This window comes from Halomonas sp. BDJS001 (genome assembly GCF_026104355.1).
Classification (GTDB): domain Bacteria; phylum Pseudomonadota; class Gammaproteobacteria; order Pseudomonadales; family Halomonadaceae; genus Vreelandella.
Genome location: NZ_CP110535.1, coordinates 3,372,557 through 3,390,699, shown reverse-complemented (window position 1 = coordinate 3,390,699; position 18,143 = coordinate 3,372,557). Strand labels below are relative to the sequence as shown.

The 18,143-nt window shown below is 55.7% G+C and carries 15 protein-coding genes; 8 read left to right on the top strand and 7 right to left on the bottom strand.

Annotated features, from left to right (window positions below; all coding sequences use genetic code 11):
• Positions 1–98 precede the first annotated feature (98 nt).
• The 5 genes from nadE to OM794_RS15755 all read left to right on the top strand — a co-directional run bounded on the left by nadE (position 99) and on the right by OM794_RS15755 (position 6,431).
• Positions 99–764 (top strand): ammonia-dependent NAD(+) synthetase, encoded by a 666-nt coding sequence (gene nadE, locus OM794_RS15775; protein ID WP_413229640.1) that lies wholly within the window; start codon positions 99–101, stop codon positions 762–764.
• 88 nt (positions 765–852) lie between these two features.
• Positions 853–2,001 carry an exonuclease SbcCD subunit D gene (locus tag OM794_RS15770; RefSeq protein WP_226247421.1) on the top strand — a complete coding sequence of 383 codons (1,149 nt, stop codon included), beginning with the start codon at positions 853–855 and terminating at the stop codon, positions 1,999–2,001.
• Positions 1,998–5,063, top strand: a complete 3,066-nt coding sequence (locus tag OM794_RS15765) for an AAA family ATPase (protein ID WP_226247420.1) — start codon at positions 1,998–2,000, stop codon at positions 5,061–5,063. Before OM794_RS15770 ends, OM794_RS15765 begins: the two co-directional genes overlap by 4 nt.
• Positions 5,064–5,199: 136 nt before the next feature.
• Positions 5,200–5,943, top strand: coding sequence for a tellurite resistance TerB family protein (locus OM794_RS15760; protein ID WP_088699777.1), 744 nt, complete (start codon positions 5,200–5,202; stop codon positions 5,941–5,943).
• Complete coding sequence (locus OM794_RS15755) at positions 5,943–6,431, top strand: phosphatidylglycerophosphatase A (protein ID WP_226247418.1); 489 nt, start codon at positions 5,943–5,945, stop codon at positions 6,429–6,431. Before OM794_RS15760 ends, OM794_RS15755 begins: the two co-directional genes overlap by 1 nt.
• 89 nt (positions 6,432–6,520) lie before the next feature.
• Here OM794_RS15755 and OM794_RS15750 read toward each other — a convergent pair whose 3' ends face one another.
• The 6 genes from OM794_RS15750 to OM794_RS15725 all read right to left on the bottom strand — a co-directional run bounded on the left by OM794_RS15750 (position 6,521) and on the right by OM794_RS15725 (position 12,630).
• On the bottom strand, positions 6,521–7,903 hold the full coding sequence (locus OM794_RS15750; protein ID WP_226247416.1) for an NAD-dependent succinate-semialdehyde dehydrogenase: 1,383 nt from the start codon (positions 7,901–7,903) through the stop codon (positions 6,521–6,523).
• A 216-nt stretch (positions 7,904–8,119) separates the two neighbouring features.
• The gene (locus tag OM794_RS15745) at positions 8,120–8,938 is read right to left on the bottom strand and encodes an IclR family transcriptional regulator (protein WP_265153904.1); all 819 of its coding nucleotides are present in this window, start codon (positions 8,936–8,938) and stop codon (positions 8,120–8,122) included.
• A 94-nt stretch (positions 8,939–9,032) separates the two neighbouring features.
• Positions 9,033–10,325, bottom strand: a complete 1,293-nt coding sequence (locus tag OM794_RS15740; protein ID WP_226247411.1) for an NAD(P)/FAD-dependent oxidoreductase — start codon at positions 10,323–10,325, stop codon at positions 9,033–9,035.
• 12 nt (positions 10,326–10,337) lie between these two features.
• Positions 10,338–11,066: an amino acid ABC transporter ATP-binding protein gene (locus OM794_RS15735; RefSeq protein ID WP_226247409.1), complete on the bottom strand. Its 729-nt coding sequence runs from the start codon at positions 11,064–11,066 to the stop codon at positions 10,338–10,340.
• On the bottom strand, positions 11,066–11,728 hold the full coding sequence (locus tag OM794_RS15730) for an amino acid ABC transporter permease (protein ID WP_226247407.1): 663 nt from the start codon (positions 11,726–11,728) through the stop codon (positions 11,066–11,068). The genes OM794_RS15735 and OM794_RS15730 overlap by 1 nt, the downstream gene beginning before the upstream one ends.
• A gap of 116 nt (positions 11,729–11,844) precedes the next feature.
• Complete coding sequence (locus OM794_RS15725) at positions 11,845–12,630, bottom strand: ABC transporter substrate-binding protein (protein WP_226247404.1); 786 nt, start codon at positions 12,628–12,630, stop codon at positions 11,845–11,847.
• A 419-nt stretch (positions 12,631–13,049) separates the two neighbouring features.
• On the opposite strand from OM794_RS15725, the gene OM794_RS15720 reads away from it, so the two are divergent.
• From OM794_RS15720 to OM794_RS15710, 3 genes are all read left to right on the top strand, one after another.
• Positions 13,050–14,222: an iron-containing alcohol dehydrogenase gene (locus OM794_RS15720; protein WP_226247402.1), complete on the top strand. Its 1,173-nt coding sequence runs from the start codon at positions 13,050–13,052 to the stop codon at positions 14,220–14,222.
• 63 nt (positions 14,223–14,285) lie between these two features.
• Positions 14,286–15,707 (top strand): hypothetical protein, encoded by a 1,422-nt coding sequence (locus OM794_RS15715; protein WP_226247399.1) that lies wholly within the window; start codon positions 14,286–14,288, stop codon positions 15,705–15,707.
• Positions 15,708–15,800: 93 nt separating this feature from the next.
• The gene (locus tag OM794_RS15710; protein WP_226247397.1) at positions 15,801–17,387 is read left to right on the top strand and encodes a sigma 54-interacting transcriptional regulator; all 1,587 of its coding nucleotides are present in this window, start codon (positions 15,801–15,803) and stop codon (positions 17,385–17,387) included.
• A gap of 17 nt (positions 17,388–17,404) precedes the next feature.
• Here the strand turns inward: OM794_RS15710 and msrA are convergent, their stop codons facing one another.
• Positions 17,405–18,058, bottom strand: a complete 654-nt coding sequence (gene msrA / locus OM794_RS15705; protein ID WP_226247395.1) for a peptide-methionine (S)-S-oxide reductase MsrA — start codon at positions 18,056–18,058, stop codon at positions 17,405–17,407.
• Between the last annotated feature and the right edge of the window lie 85 nt (positions 18,059–18,143).

The window sequence follows — 18,143 nt, the reverse complement described above, 5'->3', positions numbered from 1 at the left end:
TGCGCCGCGTGATGAAATCAATACTCGGGTCGAGTTTCTTTGCAGCCAAATGCTAGAGACAGGCCAGCACGGGCTGGTACTGGGTAATCAGTGGTGGCGTGGACTCAACTGTTGCGGGGCGGTTAGCCCAGTTAGCCGTCGAAAAAGCCCGCGATAAAGGGTTTGACGCCTGTTTCTACGCGATGCGCTTGCCTTACGGAAACCAGAAAGATGAAGAGGACGCTCAACAGGCACTCACCTTTATCGGCCCCGATGAAGTGTTAGCAGTAAACGTAAAGCCTGCTAGCGACGCTATGCTAACTTCTCTGGAAGAAGGGGGGCTGGAGTTTAAAGATGCTGCTCAGAGGGACTTTGTATTGGGCAATATCAAGGCGCGACAGCGCATGGTTGCCCAATATGCCGTCGCGGGGGCTAAGTCAGGTTTAGTGGTGGGGACTGATCAAGCGGCGGAAGCGTTGATGGGTTTTTTCACCAAATATGGTGACGGTGCATGCGACTTGGCGCCACTGACCGGTCTTACCAAAGCGCAGGTAAGAGAGATTGGCGCCGCCTTGGGTGCGCCCGCCTCCCTGGTCGAGAAACTGCCCACTGCGGATTTGGAATCACTGAAACCTCAATTGGCTGATGAAGAGGCAATGGGGGTCACCTACGCTGAAATCGACGCGTTTCTTAGCGGCCAGGAGGTGAGCGAGCAGGCTTACACAACCATTACCCGCACCTATCAACGCACCGAACATAAACGCCAGCTACCCAAAACGCCGTAGCACCATTTGATACAAGCTCACGCAAGCGCTAAACGCAGCCCTATTAGGTTGTTATGATGCCGCTACACTATTGGCAGTTGAGCTTGTTATGCGTCTACTTCACACCGCCGATTGGCACCTGGGGCGGCTGTTCCACAACCTTTCGTTGCTGGATGATCAGCGCTATGTGCTCGATCAACTTATTGAGATCATCGACCGGGAGAACGTCGATGCGGTGCTGATCGCGGGCGATATCTACGACCGTTCGGTGCCACCCTCTGCGGCGGTAACGCTGCTGGATGACGTGCTCCACGCGTTCTGCGAAGAGCGCAAATTGCCGGTAGTGATGATCTCAGGCAACCACGACGGAGCCGAACGTTTACGCTTCGGCGCCCGCCACCTGCGCCAGGCCGGGTTGCATATTCTTTCCGACCTCGCCGACTTTGCCACTCCCGTCACGCTGGCGATTAAGGGCGTTGAAGTCGATGTGTTCGGCATTCCCTACGCCGACCCTGAGCATGTGCGCAGCCAGTTTAACGTTGAGGTACGCGATTTTGACGCTGCCCACCGCTATTTGGTTGAACGTATCGAAGAGCAGCGCCACCCCGCACGCCCCTGCATTTTGATGAGCCACTGCTTTGTGGATGGCGGTAGTGCTTCTGACTCTGAACGCCCGCTGACCCTGGGCGGCGCCGAAAGCGTCGCCTGGGAGCCGATGCAAGGCTTTGATTACGTAGCGCTTGGCCACCTGCATGGCCCTCAGTACCGCGGTGGCGAGCATATTCGCTACAGCGGCTCGCTGCTCAAGTACAGCTTTTCCGAAGCCAGCCAGCGTAAAGGCGTAACGCTGGTGGATCTTGATGCGACCGGCGTCACTCGGATTGAACAGGTTCCGTTACTACCCAGCCGTGAAGTGCGCGTACTAGAGGGCGAGATTGATGCATTGATCGCCCAGGGGCGAACAGACCCTCAAGCTGATGACTATCTGCTGGTGAGGCTTACCGATCGTCACGCCATTCTCGACCCCATGGGCAAGCTGCGTGAGGTGTATCCCAACGTGCTGCACCTGGAGAAGCCTGGCATGCTGGATGCCCGTGGTAATCAGCAGCTCGACCGCGAGCGGCTGAAGTTCAGCACCCTGGATATGTTCAGCGACTTCTTCGCCCAGGCCAGTGGTGAGCCCCTGACCGACCAACAAACCGAGGCGATAAGCACACTAATAGGCGAGCTTAGCCGTGATGAAGAGGCTCAGGGATGACACCGCTAACCCTTACCATGCAGGCGTTTGGGCCCTTTGCGGGCAGTGAGACCATCGACTTCACCGCGCTTGGAAGAAGTCCGCTGTTTCTGATTAATGGCCCCACCGGCGCCGGTAAAAGCTCGATTCTCGATGCGCTCTGTTTTGCGCTCTACGGCCAGACCACGGGCAATGAGCGTGATCCGGCGCAGATGCGCTGCGACCAGGCCGATGCCTCCCTGCTAACCGAAGTGACGCTGGACTTTCGCCTGCGGGGTGTGGATTACCGGGTGCGCCGGGTTCCCCAGCAGGAGCGCCCCAAAGCCCGCGGCGAAGGCACCACCACTCATAACGCGGAAGCCCAGCTGTGGCGATTAAAAGCCGATGGTGATGTAGAGACCTGCCTGGTGGCGCGCAAGGTCAACGATGCCACCGCCGAGCTACAAACCCTGATCGGCCTGGATGCCAACCAGTTTCGCCAAGTGATGGTGCTCCCCCAGGGCAAGTTTCGTGAACTGCTGCTGGCAGGCTCCAAAGAGCGCGAAGTGATTTTCTCCCAGCTGTTTCAAACCCAGATTTTTCAGCGAATCGAAGAACGCCTGCGCACCCAGGCCAATCAAATCGAGCGGGCAGTGAGTGATCATCGCCAGCATATCAGTGGCATCCTCGCCGGGGGAGAGCTTGAGAGCGAAGCCGCGTTAGGGCAAGAGCTTGAAGCGCTGACACCCCAGGTAGACCAAGCGCGGCAACGCTTTGAAACCGCCCAGCAGCAGCGACGTAGCGCCGAAAAGCAGCGTGATGAGGCCATGGCACTGCAGCGCCAATTTGAGGCCCGGGATCAGCTGGCGGCGGATAAAGCCCGCCATCTTGAGCAGCACGCTGAGATAGAAAGCTGTAAGGAGCGTTTAGCGCAAAGCACCCACGCCCAGGCGCTGCGCCCACAGAGAGCTGCCTTAGACCAAGCGCAGCAGACGCTGAACACCGCCCAGGCCGAGCAGCGACTGGCGCAAGCCGCGTTAGCCACACAACGTACTAACGCAGAGCAGGCGCAGCAGGCGTTAGAAGTGGCACGCCAGCGTCAGGCAGAGCTCCCCGCCCTCCGGGAACGGCATCGGCAATTGGGCGAATTTATTCATAAAAGCCAGCAGTTAAGCGAGTTGCAGGCGCGTTTTAAAACGGTGCAGGCCACCTGGCAACACGCTGATAGTGCGCTCAAGCGTGATGAGGCGCAGCTAGACAATATTCGCCAGCAGGGCGAAGCGATTAGCGTTAATCTGGAACGCTTACAGACAGAGTTTCAGCAACTGGCCAGCGCCCCCGCTGAGCTAAGCCGCCATAACGACCTGCTGACCCAGCGCCAAGAGCTGGATGAACTCGCCCGGCAAGCGCGTGAGTTAACCAGCCAACAGCAGCAGGCGACAGAGACACTCAACCGTCTGCAAAGCGAAGCAGAGCACGCGCAACGCCACGCCACTGAGCAGGAGATGCGCTGGCACCAGGGGCAGGCCGCACTGTTAGCGCTTACTCTTGAACAGGATGTGCCCTGCCCGGTGTGTGGCAGCCTGGAGCATCCAGCCCCAGCGGTTGATAGTGCCAATGTGGTCAGTCAGGCGCAGGTTGAAGAAGCCAGGATGGCGCAAGAGCAGGCCCGCCAAGCGCGTCAGGGTGCCGAACGTCATCACCATCAGCTCACTCAGCAGATTAACTACAATACAGAACAGGCCCAGCGGCTTGCCCAACAGTTGGGCGAGTGGGCTAGTCACCCGCTGGCTGAGCTGCAAAATGCCTGCGAAGGCTTGCGCCGCCAAGTGCAGCGCCGGGAAAGCGTTGAACGTGAGATTAGCCAGCAGACCACCGCTCGCGAAGCGCTGCGCCGCGAGTGGGGCGCGCTGGATAAGCAGCTTAAAACCCAGCGTTCCGAGGTGGAGAAGGCGAAAGAGGAGGCGTTACGCCTGGAGAGTCAGCGCGATCAGCTGAGCCAATCGCTGCCTGAAGATGCCCGCGACCCTGAGGCAATGCGCCGAACCCTCACTGAGCTTGAACACCAGATCGCACAACTTGAAAAAGCCTGGGAGAGCGCCCAGCAGATGCTCTCGACCAGCCAAACCCAGCTGGCCCGGGCGGAAGAGCAGCTACGCGGCGCGAACGAGCGAATCGAACGTAGTGAGCAGACGCTAAAGCAGGTGCAAACAGAGTGGCAAACTGCCCTGCAGGCTAGTCCCTTTGGTGATGAGGCGGCGTTTCAGGCTGCGCAGTTGGATGATGCTCAGCGTCAAGAGTTGACTCGGCAAGTAGAGGCGTACCAACGCCGCCTGGCCGAGCTTGAGGGCGCGCTGGAGAACTACCAAACCCAGCTTGCGGACAAAACGCCGCCAAATATGGCCGCGCTGAACAGCCTAGCCGAGGCGGCCCAGGTCGAAGAGAACACCCAGCTAGAGGCGTGGCGGGGGCTGGATGGGAGGCTGACCACGCTGCGAGGCATTCGTCAAAAGCTTGCGACTGCCCAAACGGCGCAGGCAGAGCTCGAAGCCCAGTATCAGCTGTGGGGCACGCTCAGCGAGGTTGCTAACGGCCGTACGGGGCACCGTATTAGCCTGCAGCGTTTTGTGCTGGGAGTGTTGCTGGATGACGTATTGATTCAAGCTTCGGAGCGGTTGGTACGCATGAGCCGCGGGCGTTATCAGTTGGTGCGCCGGGAAGATCCCTCCAAAGGTAACAGAGCCTCAGGGCTGGAGCTTGATGTGGCCGACACCTACACCGGTAAGAACCGTTCGGTAGCGACACTCTCAGGCGGGGAGTCGTTTATGGCCGCGCTCTCGCTGGCGCTAGGGCTCTCGGATGTAGTGCAGGCGTACGCTGGCGGCATTCAACTGGATACGCTATTCATCGATGAGGGCTTTGGCAGCCTGGATCAGGATGCGCTGGATCAAGCCATTGCCATGCTCAGCGAACTGCAAATGGGCGGGCGCATGATCGGCGTGATCTCCCATGTCAGCGAACTCAAAGAGCAAATGCCAGTCCGTATAGACGTGCGTGCCAGCCGGCAGGGGAGCTCAGTGGAAGTAAAGGGCGCACTTCTTTAACGCTTAACGCCGCATGGCCGATTGCAGGCAGTTTTCCTCCAAGGCCTGGTTCATGCTGCGTTCATATAGAATGTTTTATAAAGTGACTTAATCGTCAAACGAGCTCTGAAGATACTATCTACTTAGGAGTACAAGGATGAACGCAAGCAAAATTTTACAGCAGCTGATGCAGCAAGCTGGCGGAAGTCAGAAGGGCGGTAGTGGCAGTGGTGTTGATGTTAAAGGCATGCTGAGCGGGCTCTCTAAGCAGCTAGGCAGTGGCAGCAGTGGTCAAGGTGGCGGCTCCTCCAGTGGCTTCGATGTTAAGAGCCTGCTCGGTGGCGGCGCCATGGGTATGTTGGTCGGCTCCAAACGCGGCCGCAGCATGGGCGGTAAAGCGCTGAAATACGGCGCCATTGCTGGGGTGGGCGTGCTGGCGTGGAAAGCGTGGCAGAGCTCCCAGGCGGCAAAAAATGGCAATGCCCAGCAAAATACGGCCCAGAATGCGCCAGAGGGCGAGCGAGTAGAAGTGCTTAGCGGTGAGTACCAGGAGCGCCGCAGCCTGGAGTTACTGCAGGCGATGATTATGGCTGCCCGGGCCGATGGCCATATTGATGAGCAGGAGCAGGCGCTGATTACCGAGCAGATTGATGCCCTGGGTGCCGACCAGGAGATGCATAACTGGGTGGAGCAGCAGCTAAAAGCACCGCTGGATGCCCAAGCGCTGGCTCGCGAAGCGGACTCCCCTCAAGCGGCCCGGGAAATGTACCTGATCAGCGTGGCCGTGACCGATGATCAAAACCCCATGGAGCGCGCCTGGCTCGACCAGTTAGCCAGTGCGCTTAACTTACCCAAAGAGATGACTGACGAACTTGAGCGTCAAGCGCAGCAGGCGGGTTAATGCTGGATACGGTTAATTTTTGGCTAGCTACCGGCTTTGGGCTGGGGCTAGCGCCGATGGCGCCGGGTACCTTTGGCTCGCTGCTGGGCATCCCTCTGGCGTGGTGGCTGTTAAGCCGTCCGCTAGGTCAGCAAGGCGCTATCATGGCAACGCTGCTGCTACTTGCGATACCGGTTTGCCACGTCGCTGCCCGGCACTACGCCGGGTTGGATCATGGCAGTATCGTTGCCGATGAATATGTGGCGTTTCCGCTGGCGGTAATTGGGTTAGCCGGCGCGCGCCACCCAGCGGTGATAGCGCTGGCATTTGTTGTCTACCGTTTTTTCGATGGATTGAAGCCTCCGCCGATTCATCTGGCAGAGTATGTTCATGGCGGTTTTGGCATTGTGTTAGACGATGTGATTGCGGCGCTGGTGGCCTGGGTGGTAATGGCGATTGGGATAAAGCTATGGCAGCGTCGATCCTCCAGGCAACAGTTAAACTCGTAATAGAGCTCGCAACGAAAAAAGCGCCGCTAGCCTGATGAAAAGCTAGCGGCGCTCTCGGTCATCACTCACGATTTTGAGCGCTTACAGCCTTACTCTTGAACGACAATCACCGACTTGGCATTGACGAACTCGTGCATGCCGAAGCCGCCGTGCTCGCGACCGTAACCGGAGTTTTTAACGCCGCCGAAAGGCATTTCCGGGGTAGCAACACCAAAGCCGTTGATAAACACCATGCCGGTATCAAAGTACTTGCTGGCTAGCTCGGTGGCGCGTTTCACATCTTTAGAGATGATGCCGCCGCCCAGGCCGTAACGGCTGTCGTTGGCAATGCGCATGGCATCTTCGTCATCTTTGGCACGAATCAGCGCAGCGACGGGGCCAAACAGCTCGTCGTCGTAAGCGGGCTGGCCGGGAGTCACGTTATCCAGCACGGTGACCGGGTAAAATGCGCCCTTACCGGATGGCTTTTCGCCACCGCAGAGAATCTTCGCACCCTTGCGCACGCTCTCTTCCACTTGGTCGTGGAGGTCATCGCGCAGATCCACGCGGGCCATCGGGCCCAGGTCGCTGTCTTCTTGGGTCGGGTCACCCGCTTTAAGCGACTGCATACGTTCTACATAGCGCTTTTTAAACGTTTCGTAGTTCTTTTCAGTGACCACAAAACGCTTGGCCGCGACGCAGGTTTGACCGCCGTTGTAGACGCGCCCCTGTACGCAGGTGTCGATGGCGACATCCATATCGGCGTCATCGAGCACCAGGTAGGCGTCGTTAGAGCCCAGTTCAAGCACGGTCTTTTTAAGGTGCTCAGCCGCTTTACCAGCGACTTTACGGCCTGCGCCATCGCTACCCGTTAGCGTTACGCCACGTACCGCAGAATGAGCAATCACCTCATCAGACACACCGTGAGAGATCACCAGCGTACGGAAGACGTTTTCCGGAAGACCCGCTTCGCGGTAGATTTTTTCCAGCAATAGGCCACTGCCAGTCACGTTTTCAGCGTGTTTCAGCAGCACGCCGTTACCTGCCATAAGATTAGCGATGGAGTAACGGATCACCTGATACGCCGGGAAGTTCCAGGGCTGAATGCCGTAGATCACACCCATGGGTGAGTAGGTCACGAAACCGCGCTCGCCATTGCCAGGCTGGCGCTCTTCGTCGGCCAGTTTTTTCGGGCCGTGCTCAGCGGTGTAGTCACAGATACCGGTACACAGATCCACTTCCTGGCGGGCCTGAGAAGGCAGTTTGCCCATCTCTTTGACCATCAGGTCGGCAAGCTCGTCTTTATGCTTTTGCAGCGCCTGGCCAATGGCTTTGACCGTTTTAGCGCGGCTTTCCAGGGACTCTAAGCGCCAATCGAGAAACGCCTCGTAGCAGGCGTCCACTACCTGCTTGGCTTCCGCGCTGCTCATTAGCGCATAGGTTGCGAGGGTTTCACCATTGGTGGGATTGATCGTCTTAATACTGTTGCTCATAAGATCTCCTATCTATAGATCAACGTAGGGTCAAAGCGTCCAGCTCCAGGGCGCATAATCGACCGGTCTATTAATGATGCACGATCACTGTAGTACAAAAAGAGCGACCATGCATAACATCGGCGTTATCTATCCGGCAGTGGTAAGAGTGATCAGTTCCAAGTATTGCTAATGGAATTTGAGCGCAGCAATCTGTATCAGTTAGATGTTTAATGCTTATTGAAAAAAATTATTAAACGCGATAGCGTTAACTACGCATGCGGGCGCCTTGGTTATCGCCCGAGCACACTCCATTAACGAGGGGGTCAACTGTTCCAATGCTCGATCAAGGTTCCAGCGGCTACTGGGGGTTGTGATGTGCACAGCGGCTACCGGTAAACCGGCGGCGTTTCGTATCGGTGCAGCGATGTTGATATCCCCCAGAAAGTATTCAGCATCGTTCCAAGCGACCCCGCGTGAACGACATTCACGGATCAGTTCGGTTAGGGTGCTTATATCGGTAATCGTATTGGGAGTATGAGCCTTTAACTCGCAGGCGGTTAAGTACTCTTGAACGCGGGTGTCGTCTAGCGCCGATAAAAACGCTCTGCCAGAGGCGGAGCAGTACATCGGTACGCTGCTGCCCACCGGCATATGAATGGGAATGTAATGGCGGCTGGTAAAACGGGCCATGTAGATCATGTCGAGCCCGCAGGGTTCGGTTAGCGACACGGTTTCCAGGCAACTGTTGCTCAATTCCGACAGGTAGGGGTTGGCGCAATCGACCAGTAAGTCGGCTTCCAAATAGTTGGCGGAGAGGGTCATCAGGCGAATGCCGAGCCGGTACTTGCGGCTGGCGGGCGCTTTGACCAAATAGCCGAGTTGTTCGAGCGTGTGGGTGATGCGCTGCACCGAGCCCATACTTAGCGCCGAAAACCTGGCGATTTCCGACAGACTGAGTTCGCTGTGCTGAGCATCAAACAGCTCAAGTAGTGCAAACGCTTTCTCCAGCGATTGATTGAATTGCGGTGAGCGTGGTTCGTTGGCGTGCTTCATGCTTTTATAGGATTCCTTACGTGTTCCCCTTGGGTGGCGAACCCAAGAGGAGCATCTCTATCGCTTGCGTTTTGGTCTCGGAGTGGTCGGGCGCTCAGCGCTCCAGCCAATCCCTGGCTCGATAGTAGTTGACCACCGTTTCAACATACAGTCTTTGTAGACCGTGCATGGGAATCGGCTTGATGGGGGTAAATGGAAAGGGAAGCACTTCCTTCAGCGTAGGCTCCCCCAGATGCTCGCCGATTAGCTTGCCTAGATGTGTACCCATCGCCACACCACGGCCATTATAGCCCAGTGCCACGGTGAGCCCAGGTTGGGGTTCGTGTAGGTGGGGAAGCGAATCCTGGGTGATGGCGATGCGTCCTGCCCAGCGAAAGGCGATCTCGACGTCCTTCAGCTGGGGGTAGAGTTTGCTTATGGCGTTTTCGAGGTGCCGGAAGTCGCTGGGTTTACGCGGGTCGTTGAAGGAACCACGACCACCCATTAGCAGGCGCCCTGCCTGATCGCGGCGAAAGTAAAGCAGCAGCTTGCGGGCATCTGACGCCACTTCGCCACCTGGTAAAATATGGCTGCCTTCCTCTGCCGTGAGGGGGCGGGTGGCAATCTGATAGCTATTAGCGGCGATCAGGCTGCTGGCAAGTTTAGGCTGCAGGGCGTCGCTGTAACCGTTGGTACAGAGCAGGACGCGTTCCGCCTGAATTTCTGCCCCGCCTTCCGCCATTACACGCCAACGCCCTTCGACGCGGGTCAATGAGGTTACGCGGGTATGTTCATGCAGCGTTGCACCGCTGTCGTGGGCTGCCTGTGCCAGCCCACGGGCGTAGGCGAGCGGATTCAACCCGCCGGCTCTGGGGTCTACCCAGCCGCCAAGATACTCAGAGGTGCCGAGGCGCTCCGCACACTGCTGCTGATCTAGCCAGACGATATCGACGCCGCGGGACTGCCATTGGCGGGCTCGGGATTCAATCGATTTCAGGCTGGCGTGGGTAACGGCGGGTTGAATCCAGCCGCGCTGCTGCGCGTCGCAGTCAATGTTGTGCTGCTTTATAAGCTCAAACACCACATCGGCATTGCGGGCTGAGAGCGCTATCATGCGTTGGCCGCGCTCTTCGCCATAGCGTGTGATGAGTTCATCCGGGTCGTATTTGAGACCGGGGATGACTTGTCCGCCGTTACGGCCAGATGCGCCCCAGCCGATACTTTCGGCTTCCAATAAGGTGACGCTTATACCGCGCTTGGCGAGTGCCAGGGCGGCGGAAAGGCCGGTGAAACCGCCGCCGATAATCACCACATCGCTGCGCTGAGCGCCTTGCAGCGTTGGGTAGTTTCTGCCCGCGGGGGCTGTGTCAGCCCACAGGGAGGGGGGCATATGGGATGCGATTGCCATCCTTGGTCTCCGTTAATGGTTTAGCACGCGGCGCAGAAAATCCTGGGTACGCTCGTGAGAAGGCTGGGTAAGCAGCGTATGGGCATCGCCGGATTCGACAATCTGCCCGCCATACAGAAAGCAGACTCGGTCGGCGACTTCTTTGGCAAAGCCCATTTCATGGGTGACGACCACCATGGTCATGCCTTCGTTGGCCAGGTCACGCATGACGGTTAACACATCGCCCACCAGCTCGGGGTCGAGTGCGGAGGTGGGCTCATCGAACAGAATCGCTTCCGGTTGCATGGCCAGGGCGCGGGCAATTGCGACACGTTGCTGTTGGCCGCCGGACAGCTGCTGCGGGTAGGCATTGACTTTATCGCCCAGCCCGACTTTCTCCAATAAGGCGACGGCATTGGCGTGGGCGATATTGCGGGGTTCGTTTTTGACGAAGATCGGGCCCTCCATGACGTTTTCGACCACCGTGCGGTGGGGAAATAGGTTGAAGCGCTGGAAGACCATGCCGACTTGAGTTCGTAGGTCGTTAATATCTTTGCTGGCCACATCGACCTGGCGGTCGTTGATCGTAATGCTGCCCTGGTCATAGGACTCCAGGCCATTGATACAGCGAAGCACGGTCGATTTGCCAGAACCTGAGGGGCCAATCAGACAAACCACTTCTCCCTTTGCGACCGTTAGGCTGACCCCTTTGAGCACTTCTACGTCGCCAAAGGATTTATGAATAGCGTTGATATTGATCATTATTGGCCTCCTTTCGCTGACTTTCCGAAATAGCGCTCTAGGCGGTTAACGCCAAAAATCAGCGGTAGGCTAAGGCAGAGGTAGAGCAGGGCCACCAGGGTGTAGACCGTGGTGTTCTGAAAGGTGGAGGCGGCAATTAACTGCCCGGCCCGGGTCATTTCGGCCACGGTGATGGTGGAGGCGAGCGATGAGTCTTTCAGAATCATGACGGCTGTGTTGCCGTAGGGAGGTAGCGCAATACGGATCGCTTGGGGAAGCACTACGCGGCGCATGATGAGTTTGCTTTTCATGCCGATGGATCTGGCGGCTTCGATCTGGCCTGCTTCGATCGCTTCTATACCGGCGCGGAAATTTTCCGCTTGATAGGCGCTGTAGGCGACGCCGAGCCCGATAATACTTGCCTGGAAGGCACTAAGCTGGATGCCGAGTTCGGGGAGTACGAAGTAGATATAAAACAGTTGAACAATAATCGGTAGACCGCGCACCACATTGATGAAGGTGCCTGCCGCAAGCGATAGCGCCCGCACGGGTGAGAGCTTCATCAGGGCTAAGAGCAGGCCGAGCAGGGTGCTGAGCAGTAGGGCGCCAATGGTGATCTGCACCGTAATCAGAGCACCTTTTAATAGAATGGGTAGAAAGGCGGTGATGTCCGAAAACTCCATGGGAAGCCTTTATTTTGCATGCACTTTTTTCAACTACCCCCGAAGGGGCAGTGAAGCGGTGCTGGGTGATCATTAGCAGGCGGGGTCGTTAACGCTGCCGGTGGGCTACCTGTGGGTTATAAACCCCACTCTTCGAAGATGGCATCGAGGGTGCCATTCTCTTTCAGGCGAGCAAGTGAGGTGTTCACTTGTTCCAGCAGCTCGGTGTTCTCCTGGTCAACCGCAAAGCCAATATGGCCAACCATTTGTGGCTCGTAGTTGTCGGCTAGCTGAAGTTCTGGAAAGCGGTCTTGGCTGAGGTGATAGCCCATGATGGGCGCGTCACCGACACCCGCCACAATGCGACCTAACGAGATGTCGCGCATCATGTCTGCCAGTGAGTCGTAATTGCGGATTTCGGGAAAAATGCCCATGTTGTTGAGCTGTTCCACATAAGTGGTGCCTACCTGGGCGCCAATCACTTCGCCTGAGAGGTCTTCCAGTGTGTTGATCTCGCCATCGTAGTCCTGACGGGTCACAACGCCTTCACCGTAGGGATAGACATCATCGCTGAACGCGACCTGTTTGGCGCGCTCTTCGGTCTTCAGCATCGCGGCGGAAATGATGTCGATATGTCCAGCGGTCAGCGAGGGTATTAATGCGTTGAACTGAGACTCCTGAATAGTGACCTCATAACCCATATCTTCGCCGAGTGCATTGACCAGGTCGACCATCGCGCCGGTGATTTCATTGGTTTGCACGTCCAGGAACGTAAACGGAATCCCGCTTGGCGTTCCGCCCGCTTTCAGCACGTCCTGTGCGTTGGCTGTGGTACCGAGCGATAAGGCTGCGCCCAGTACTGCCGGTAACAGCATCGCTTTTTTAAAGTGAAGAAGAGGTTGATTGTTGGATTTAGGTTTCATTGGGTCACCATCGAGAGTGTTAGGGGTTGTTATTTACGCTTTGTTAAAAACTTTTCGATACGTCACTTCTGAGCCTAGGTGACTTTTTATTTATCGGCAAGAGTTATTATTTATCGCATAGCGATAAGTAAAGGTAAGGTTTGTTTTAAGCGCGCGCCTTCTGAGCTCTTGGCCAACGCACTTATAGGTTGATGAATAAAATCATCAAAATGTAGGTTTCCGATGATTTTTGGCTCGCTTAGGTCTGCCACGTATTTATGCAAAGTTGTATGTTAAATATTTTTCCTTAAAAATCAGTTGATTGATTGTTTTTTTAGGTTGGCACAGCGTTTGCTATGTAACAAGTAGCCAGCATGCATACCTCTATGGAGCGACGGCGCTGGTACAACAACTAATAAATCGCTAATAGGAAACGCCAGATGCAGTTAAGTAGCCTTAATCGAGTAAGCAGCTTTAAAAGTGCCGGTAAGTTGATTACCGGCCAAGGGGCTGCACAGCAGTTGCAGTTATACGTCCAATCGCTGGGCATGAAGTGCCCCTTGCTTGTTACCGACAGCGGTGTGGTGGCTTCAGGCACGCTGGAGATCATCACCGAGCAGCTCATGGCGCTCAATGTGACCTATGAGGTGTTTGATCAGGTAACGCCCGAGCCAGAAGTCGAAATTGTTGAAATCTGCACCCGCGCTTTTATTGCTGGCCAGCACGATAGCGTCATCGCTATTGGCGGTGGCAGTGCTATGGATATCGCTAAGTGTGTGGCGGTTTATGCGCGCTATGAGGGGCCGCTTGAGGGATTGTTTGGCGAGAATAAAATCGACCGGCGTGAGGTGCCTTTAATTGCTATGCCCACTACTGCGGGTACGGGCTCTGAAGTCACTAACATTGCGATTTTGTCGGATAAAGCCCAGCAAATGAAGAAAGGCATAGTAAGCGATTGCTTACTACCTGATGTGGCCATTGTCGCTCCTGAGCTGACGCTAAGCTGCCCGCGCTCGGTGACGGCGGCTAGCGGTGTGGATGCACTGGTGCATGCGGTGGAAGCCTACCTTTCAAACTTTGCCACGCCCATTACCGATGCGTTGGCGGTGAAAGCCATGAACCTGATTGTGCACGCGCTGCCCAAGGCGTTTGCCAATCCTAACCATCTGCAGGCCCGTGAGGATATGGCCACCGGCAGTCTGTTGGCGGGGCTGGCGTTTGGTAATGCGGGGGTAGGCGCGGTGCATGCGTTGGCATATCCATTGGGCGGGCGTTACCACTTAGCCCATGGGGTCACCAATGCGCTCTTGCTTCCCTTCGTCATGGAGTGGAATAGGTTGGCTTGCGTTGAGCGCTTTCGGGGTATTGCGGTGGCATTCGAAGAGCCAGTCACGGGCCTTTCCGATGATGCGGTGGCGGATCTGGTTATCAAGCGCTTACACAAACTGTGCGCTGATGTGGAGATCCCTTCTGGCCTGCGCTCGTTTGATATTCCCGAGTCTGCCATTCCGGCATTAGCTGCTGAGGCGATTAATGTTGAGCGCTTATTGCGCAATAACCCACGGGTATTAACTCAGGCGGATATTGAAGCGATTTATCACGCCGCTTATTAACGTTTAATAACAACAAAGCGTCTATCTAAAAATACTAACAATTTTAAAACAGGAGTCCATGCCATGAGTGCTTGGAAGCATCGCGTTGACGGTGAAGAGAGCCCGTATACCCCACTAGGGCCATTTAAACTACGCCTGCCTTTTTATCACTACCGTTTTGAGCTGCCCGACTATTTGCAAGGGCTATTAATGTGTGCAGTGGATCTTGCCGCGATTCCATTAATGATGCAGCTGTTAGGAATGCCGTTTGAAGCGGCGTTGGCCATAGTGATCTTAAATGGCTTGCTCTATTTGATGCATCACTTGCTGGGTGACCCGGTTATTCCTGGTTGGATTACTCCTGCGATCCCTTTGTTGATGGCTTATGTGTCGACCTTTCCAGAGGGGGTAGACAGAGTTCATGCGCTGATTGCCTTCCAGATGATGCTGGGGGCGCTGGCTCTGGGTCTGGGGGCAACCGGCATGGCCAGTAAGGTGGTGCGGCTGATTCCTTCAGCTATCAAAGCAGGGGTCATTATGGGCGCTGGGCTGGCAGCCATTGTGGTGGTGTTCGATGAAGGTGGCCGCTTTGAGCAGTACCCATTCACCATTGCGATTGCTGTGGGGGTTGCGTTTTATCTGATTTTCTCTCGCCATTTTAACAAGCTGAAATCACAGGGAGGCCTGTGGGGCGCCATAGGTAAGCTGGGTATTTTCCCAATCATCGTGCTGGCAATTGTGGTGGCTCCGCTGTTTGGCGAAGCGCCGTGGCCCGATGTGGAGTGGGGGTTTAGCCAGCCCGATTTTGCGTTGATGTTTAGCGAATACACGGTGTTTGGCGTTGGCTTACCGCCGCTGGCGATGTTTTTAACCGCGCTACCCACCGTTATTGCGGCCTATATTGTGCTATTTGGCGATGTGCTACAGAGCAAGGCTCTGCTGGAAGAGGCCGATGAGAAACGCCAGGATGAAAAAATTGACTATAGCCCTAACCGCGCCCATATGATTTTTGGTGGGCGTAATTTCGGGATGAGTATCTTTGGCCCTGATGTGGTGATGTGTGGCCCGCTGTGGGCTGCGATGCATGTGGTGACGGTGGAGCGTTACAAACAGGGCAAAGCGGCGATGAACTCTATCTTTGGCGGCTCTGGCTCTTTTCGCTGGGGCACCAATACGGGCTTGTTGCTACTGCCGATCGTGAGCTTGGTGGAGCCCATCCTGGGAATTGCCCTGGCGCTGACGCTGTTGATTCAGGGCTACGTGAGTGTGCGTATTGGCATTATGGAGGCGCGCAGCCAGCGGGATTTGGGTATCGCGGGCATTATTGCCGCCATGTTAGTCATTAAAGGTGCTACTTGGGCTTTTGCGGTAGGTATCTTGCTCTGTGCGTTAATTTACGGCAAACGCTTCTTCTCAGGCGAGGTGGATAAAACCTTCGTGAAAGATTGGGATGAGGCATTGCTACCAGAGACTGATCCTGAACCGGTGGTGCCTTTGCGCAAATAACAGACTCTGCCTTTATAGTGACTTAAAAACTATTGGATTTAGAGCCAGTGTCCACCGTGAAAGCGGTGGACGCGGTCTATCAGGGGAGTTGTTATGCAACGTATCGAAGAGTGCCTTTCGTTGGAAGCCGCGCTGCCGTTATTTGATTTGCACGGCACTGATGCGGTTGAGGTATTTGATACCCACGGTCAGGTGATTGGGGTATTAACCCGCACCGATATTGAAAAGGCACAGCGGGATGCGGCGCTAGGCCAATTGGTAGGCGAGTGTTTACGCTACCGTGTAACAGGCATTAAACCTCAGACGGAGGCTGAATGCGTTGATGCATCTGGCTTTGACCAAGAGCCATTACGTTCTTTTCTGGATGCCTTGCATGACGGTGTTTATATCACCGATGCCAATGGTATTACGGTGACGATCAATAAAGCTTATGAACGTATCACGGGTATTTCGCGCGCGGAGGTAGTGGGCTTTCATATGGCTGACTTGGTGAAGGCGGGGTTTATTTCTAAGTCAGCCTCGTTGGAGGTTATCCGGGAACGTCGTCCGATTACGCTGGTGCAGACCGTTCATGGCAGTCGCAAGATCGTTGTGACCGGGACGCCCATGTTCAATGCCGATGGCTCCATTGCCTACGTGGTTACCAGTGTGCGTGACATTACTGAGCTGCTGCTGGCGAAACATGCACAGGAGCAGCTGGAGCAGATCCAGCGCATTCGTGAGGCGTATAAAGTACCTGAGATAACGTCACTGAGTGCGCCAGGGGTGATCACCAGCCAACAAACGGAACCCTGTTTTGCGCTTGCTAAGCGAGTGGCAAAATCAACCGCGAAGATCCTGATTCAAGGAGAAACGGGGACGGGTAAAACGCTGTTGGCGCGCTATATCCATCAGCAAAGTGACCGTATGGAAGGGCCGTTTATGGAGTTAAACTGTGCGGCATTTCCGGAAGGGTTGCTGGAAGCAGAACTGTTTGGCTATGCCGCTGGGGCGTTTACCGGGGCTGCGCCAAGAGGTAAGCAGGGGCTACTGGATGTGGCCCATGGCGGCACGCTTTTTCTGGATGAAATTGGTGATTTACCCCTCGCGTTGCAGGTGAAACTACTCAAAGTGGTGGAAGAAAATCGCTATTTGCCAGTAGGCGGGACAGCTTTCCGTCACACCAATGTGCGCCTGATTACCGCGACCCATCAGGATTTAAATGACCACGTTAAGAAAGGGAGCTTTCGTGAGGATCTATTTTATCGCATAAGCGTGGTGCCGCTATGGTTACCGCCTTTGCGGCAACGTCGCGATGAGGTAATCCCCTTACTGAACTATTACCTAGACCACTTCAATCAGTTGCACGATGTTAATAGGCGCTGGAACCCCGAGGCGTTGGAGCTACTTTCGAACTACTTATGGCCTGGCAATATCCGCGAGCTGATCAATTTGACCGAGCGCTTAGCCGTTACGGCAGTAGAGGATGAGATCACTACCACTACGTTGCCGAGTGAGATATTTCCTGCTCTGCCCCATAATTTAGAGACCGTGAGTGGTGATCTTCGGCAGCAGGTTAGGCGGTTTGAACAGCAACTCATTCAACAAGCGCTTGCCAAGCATGGCACGACGCGCGCAGCGGCCGCTGTGCTGGGAATCGATCAGTCGACGTTGGTGAAAAAGCAGCGGCGCTGGCGTTAGTTCATATTGTGCACCTGCTACTCAAACGTAGGCCCGCCGGCTTCTTCACCCCACACTTCTTCCAGGCGGCCATCACGACCACAGCTGTAGCGGTAAAATTTATAGCGCACGGGGTTCTTTTGATAATAGTCCTGGTGATACTCCTCAGCAGGCCAGAAGGTGTTCGCCGGTGCTATTTGGGTGGCGATCTCTCGATCAAAGCGTTCTTCCATTTCCGCTTTGGACGCTTCGGCCAGTTCGCGCTGCTCATCGTCATGATAGAAGATCGCCGAGCGGTATTGATCGCCCACATCGCAGAATTGACGGTCGACCGCAAAGGGGTCGATGTTGCGCCAGAAGATTTCTAATAACTGTTCGTAGCTGATCTGCTCGGGGTCGTATTCGATTTGCACGACTTCAGCATGGCCAGTACCGCCCTGGGAGATTTCTTCGTAGCTGGGGTTCTCTAGCTCGCCGCCGATATAGCCGGAAGTGGTGGCAGTGACGCCGGGTTGGTTATCGTACGGCGGCTCCATACACCAGAAGCAGCCACCAGCGAAGGTTGCTTCCGCACTGCTCTGTTGTTGCGAGGTCTGGTCTTGAGAGGACTGAGCTTGAAGCGAAGGGCTGGCTAGGCCAGCGGCAGCCAACACGCTAAGCGTGAATGGACGAAGAGGGGACAGACGGATCATTGCAAGCACTCCAGTGGCGGGGGCGAGTTACTGCTTATTACTAAGCTGCTTAGTGGCTTGGTGTTCCCTTTCCTTACAGCCCCTT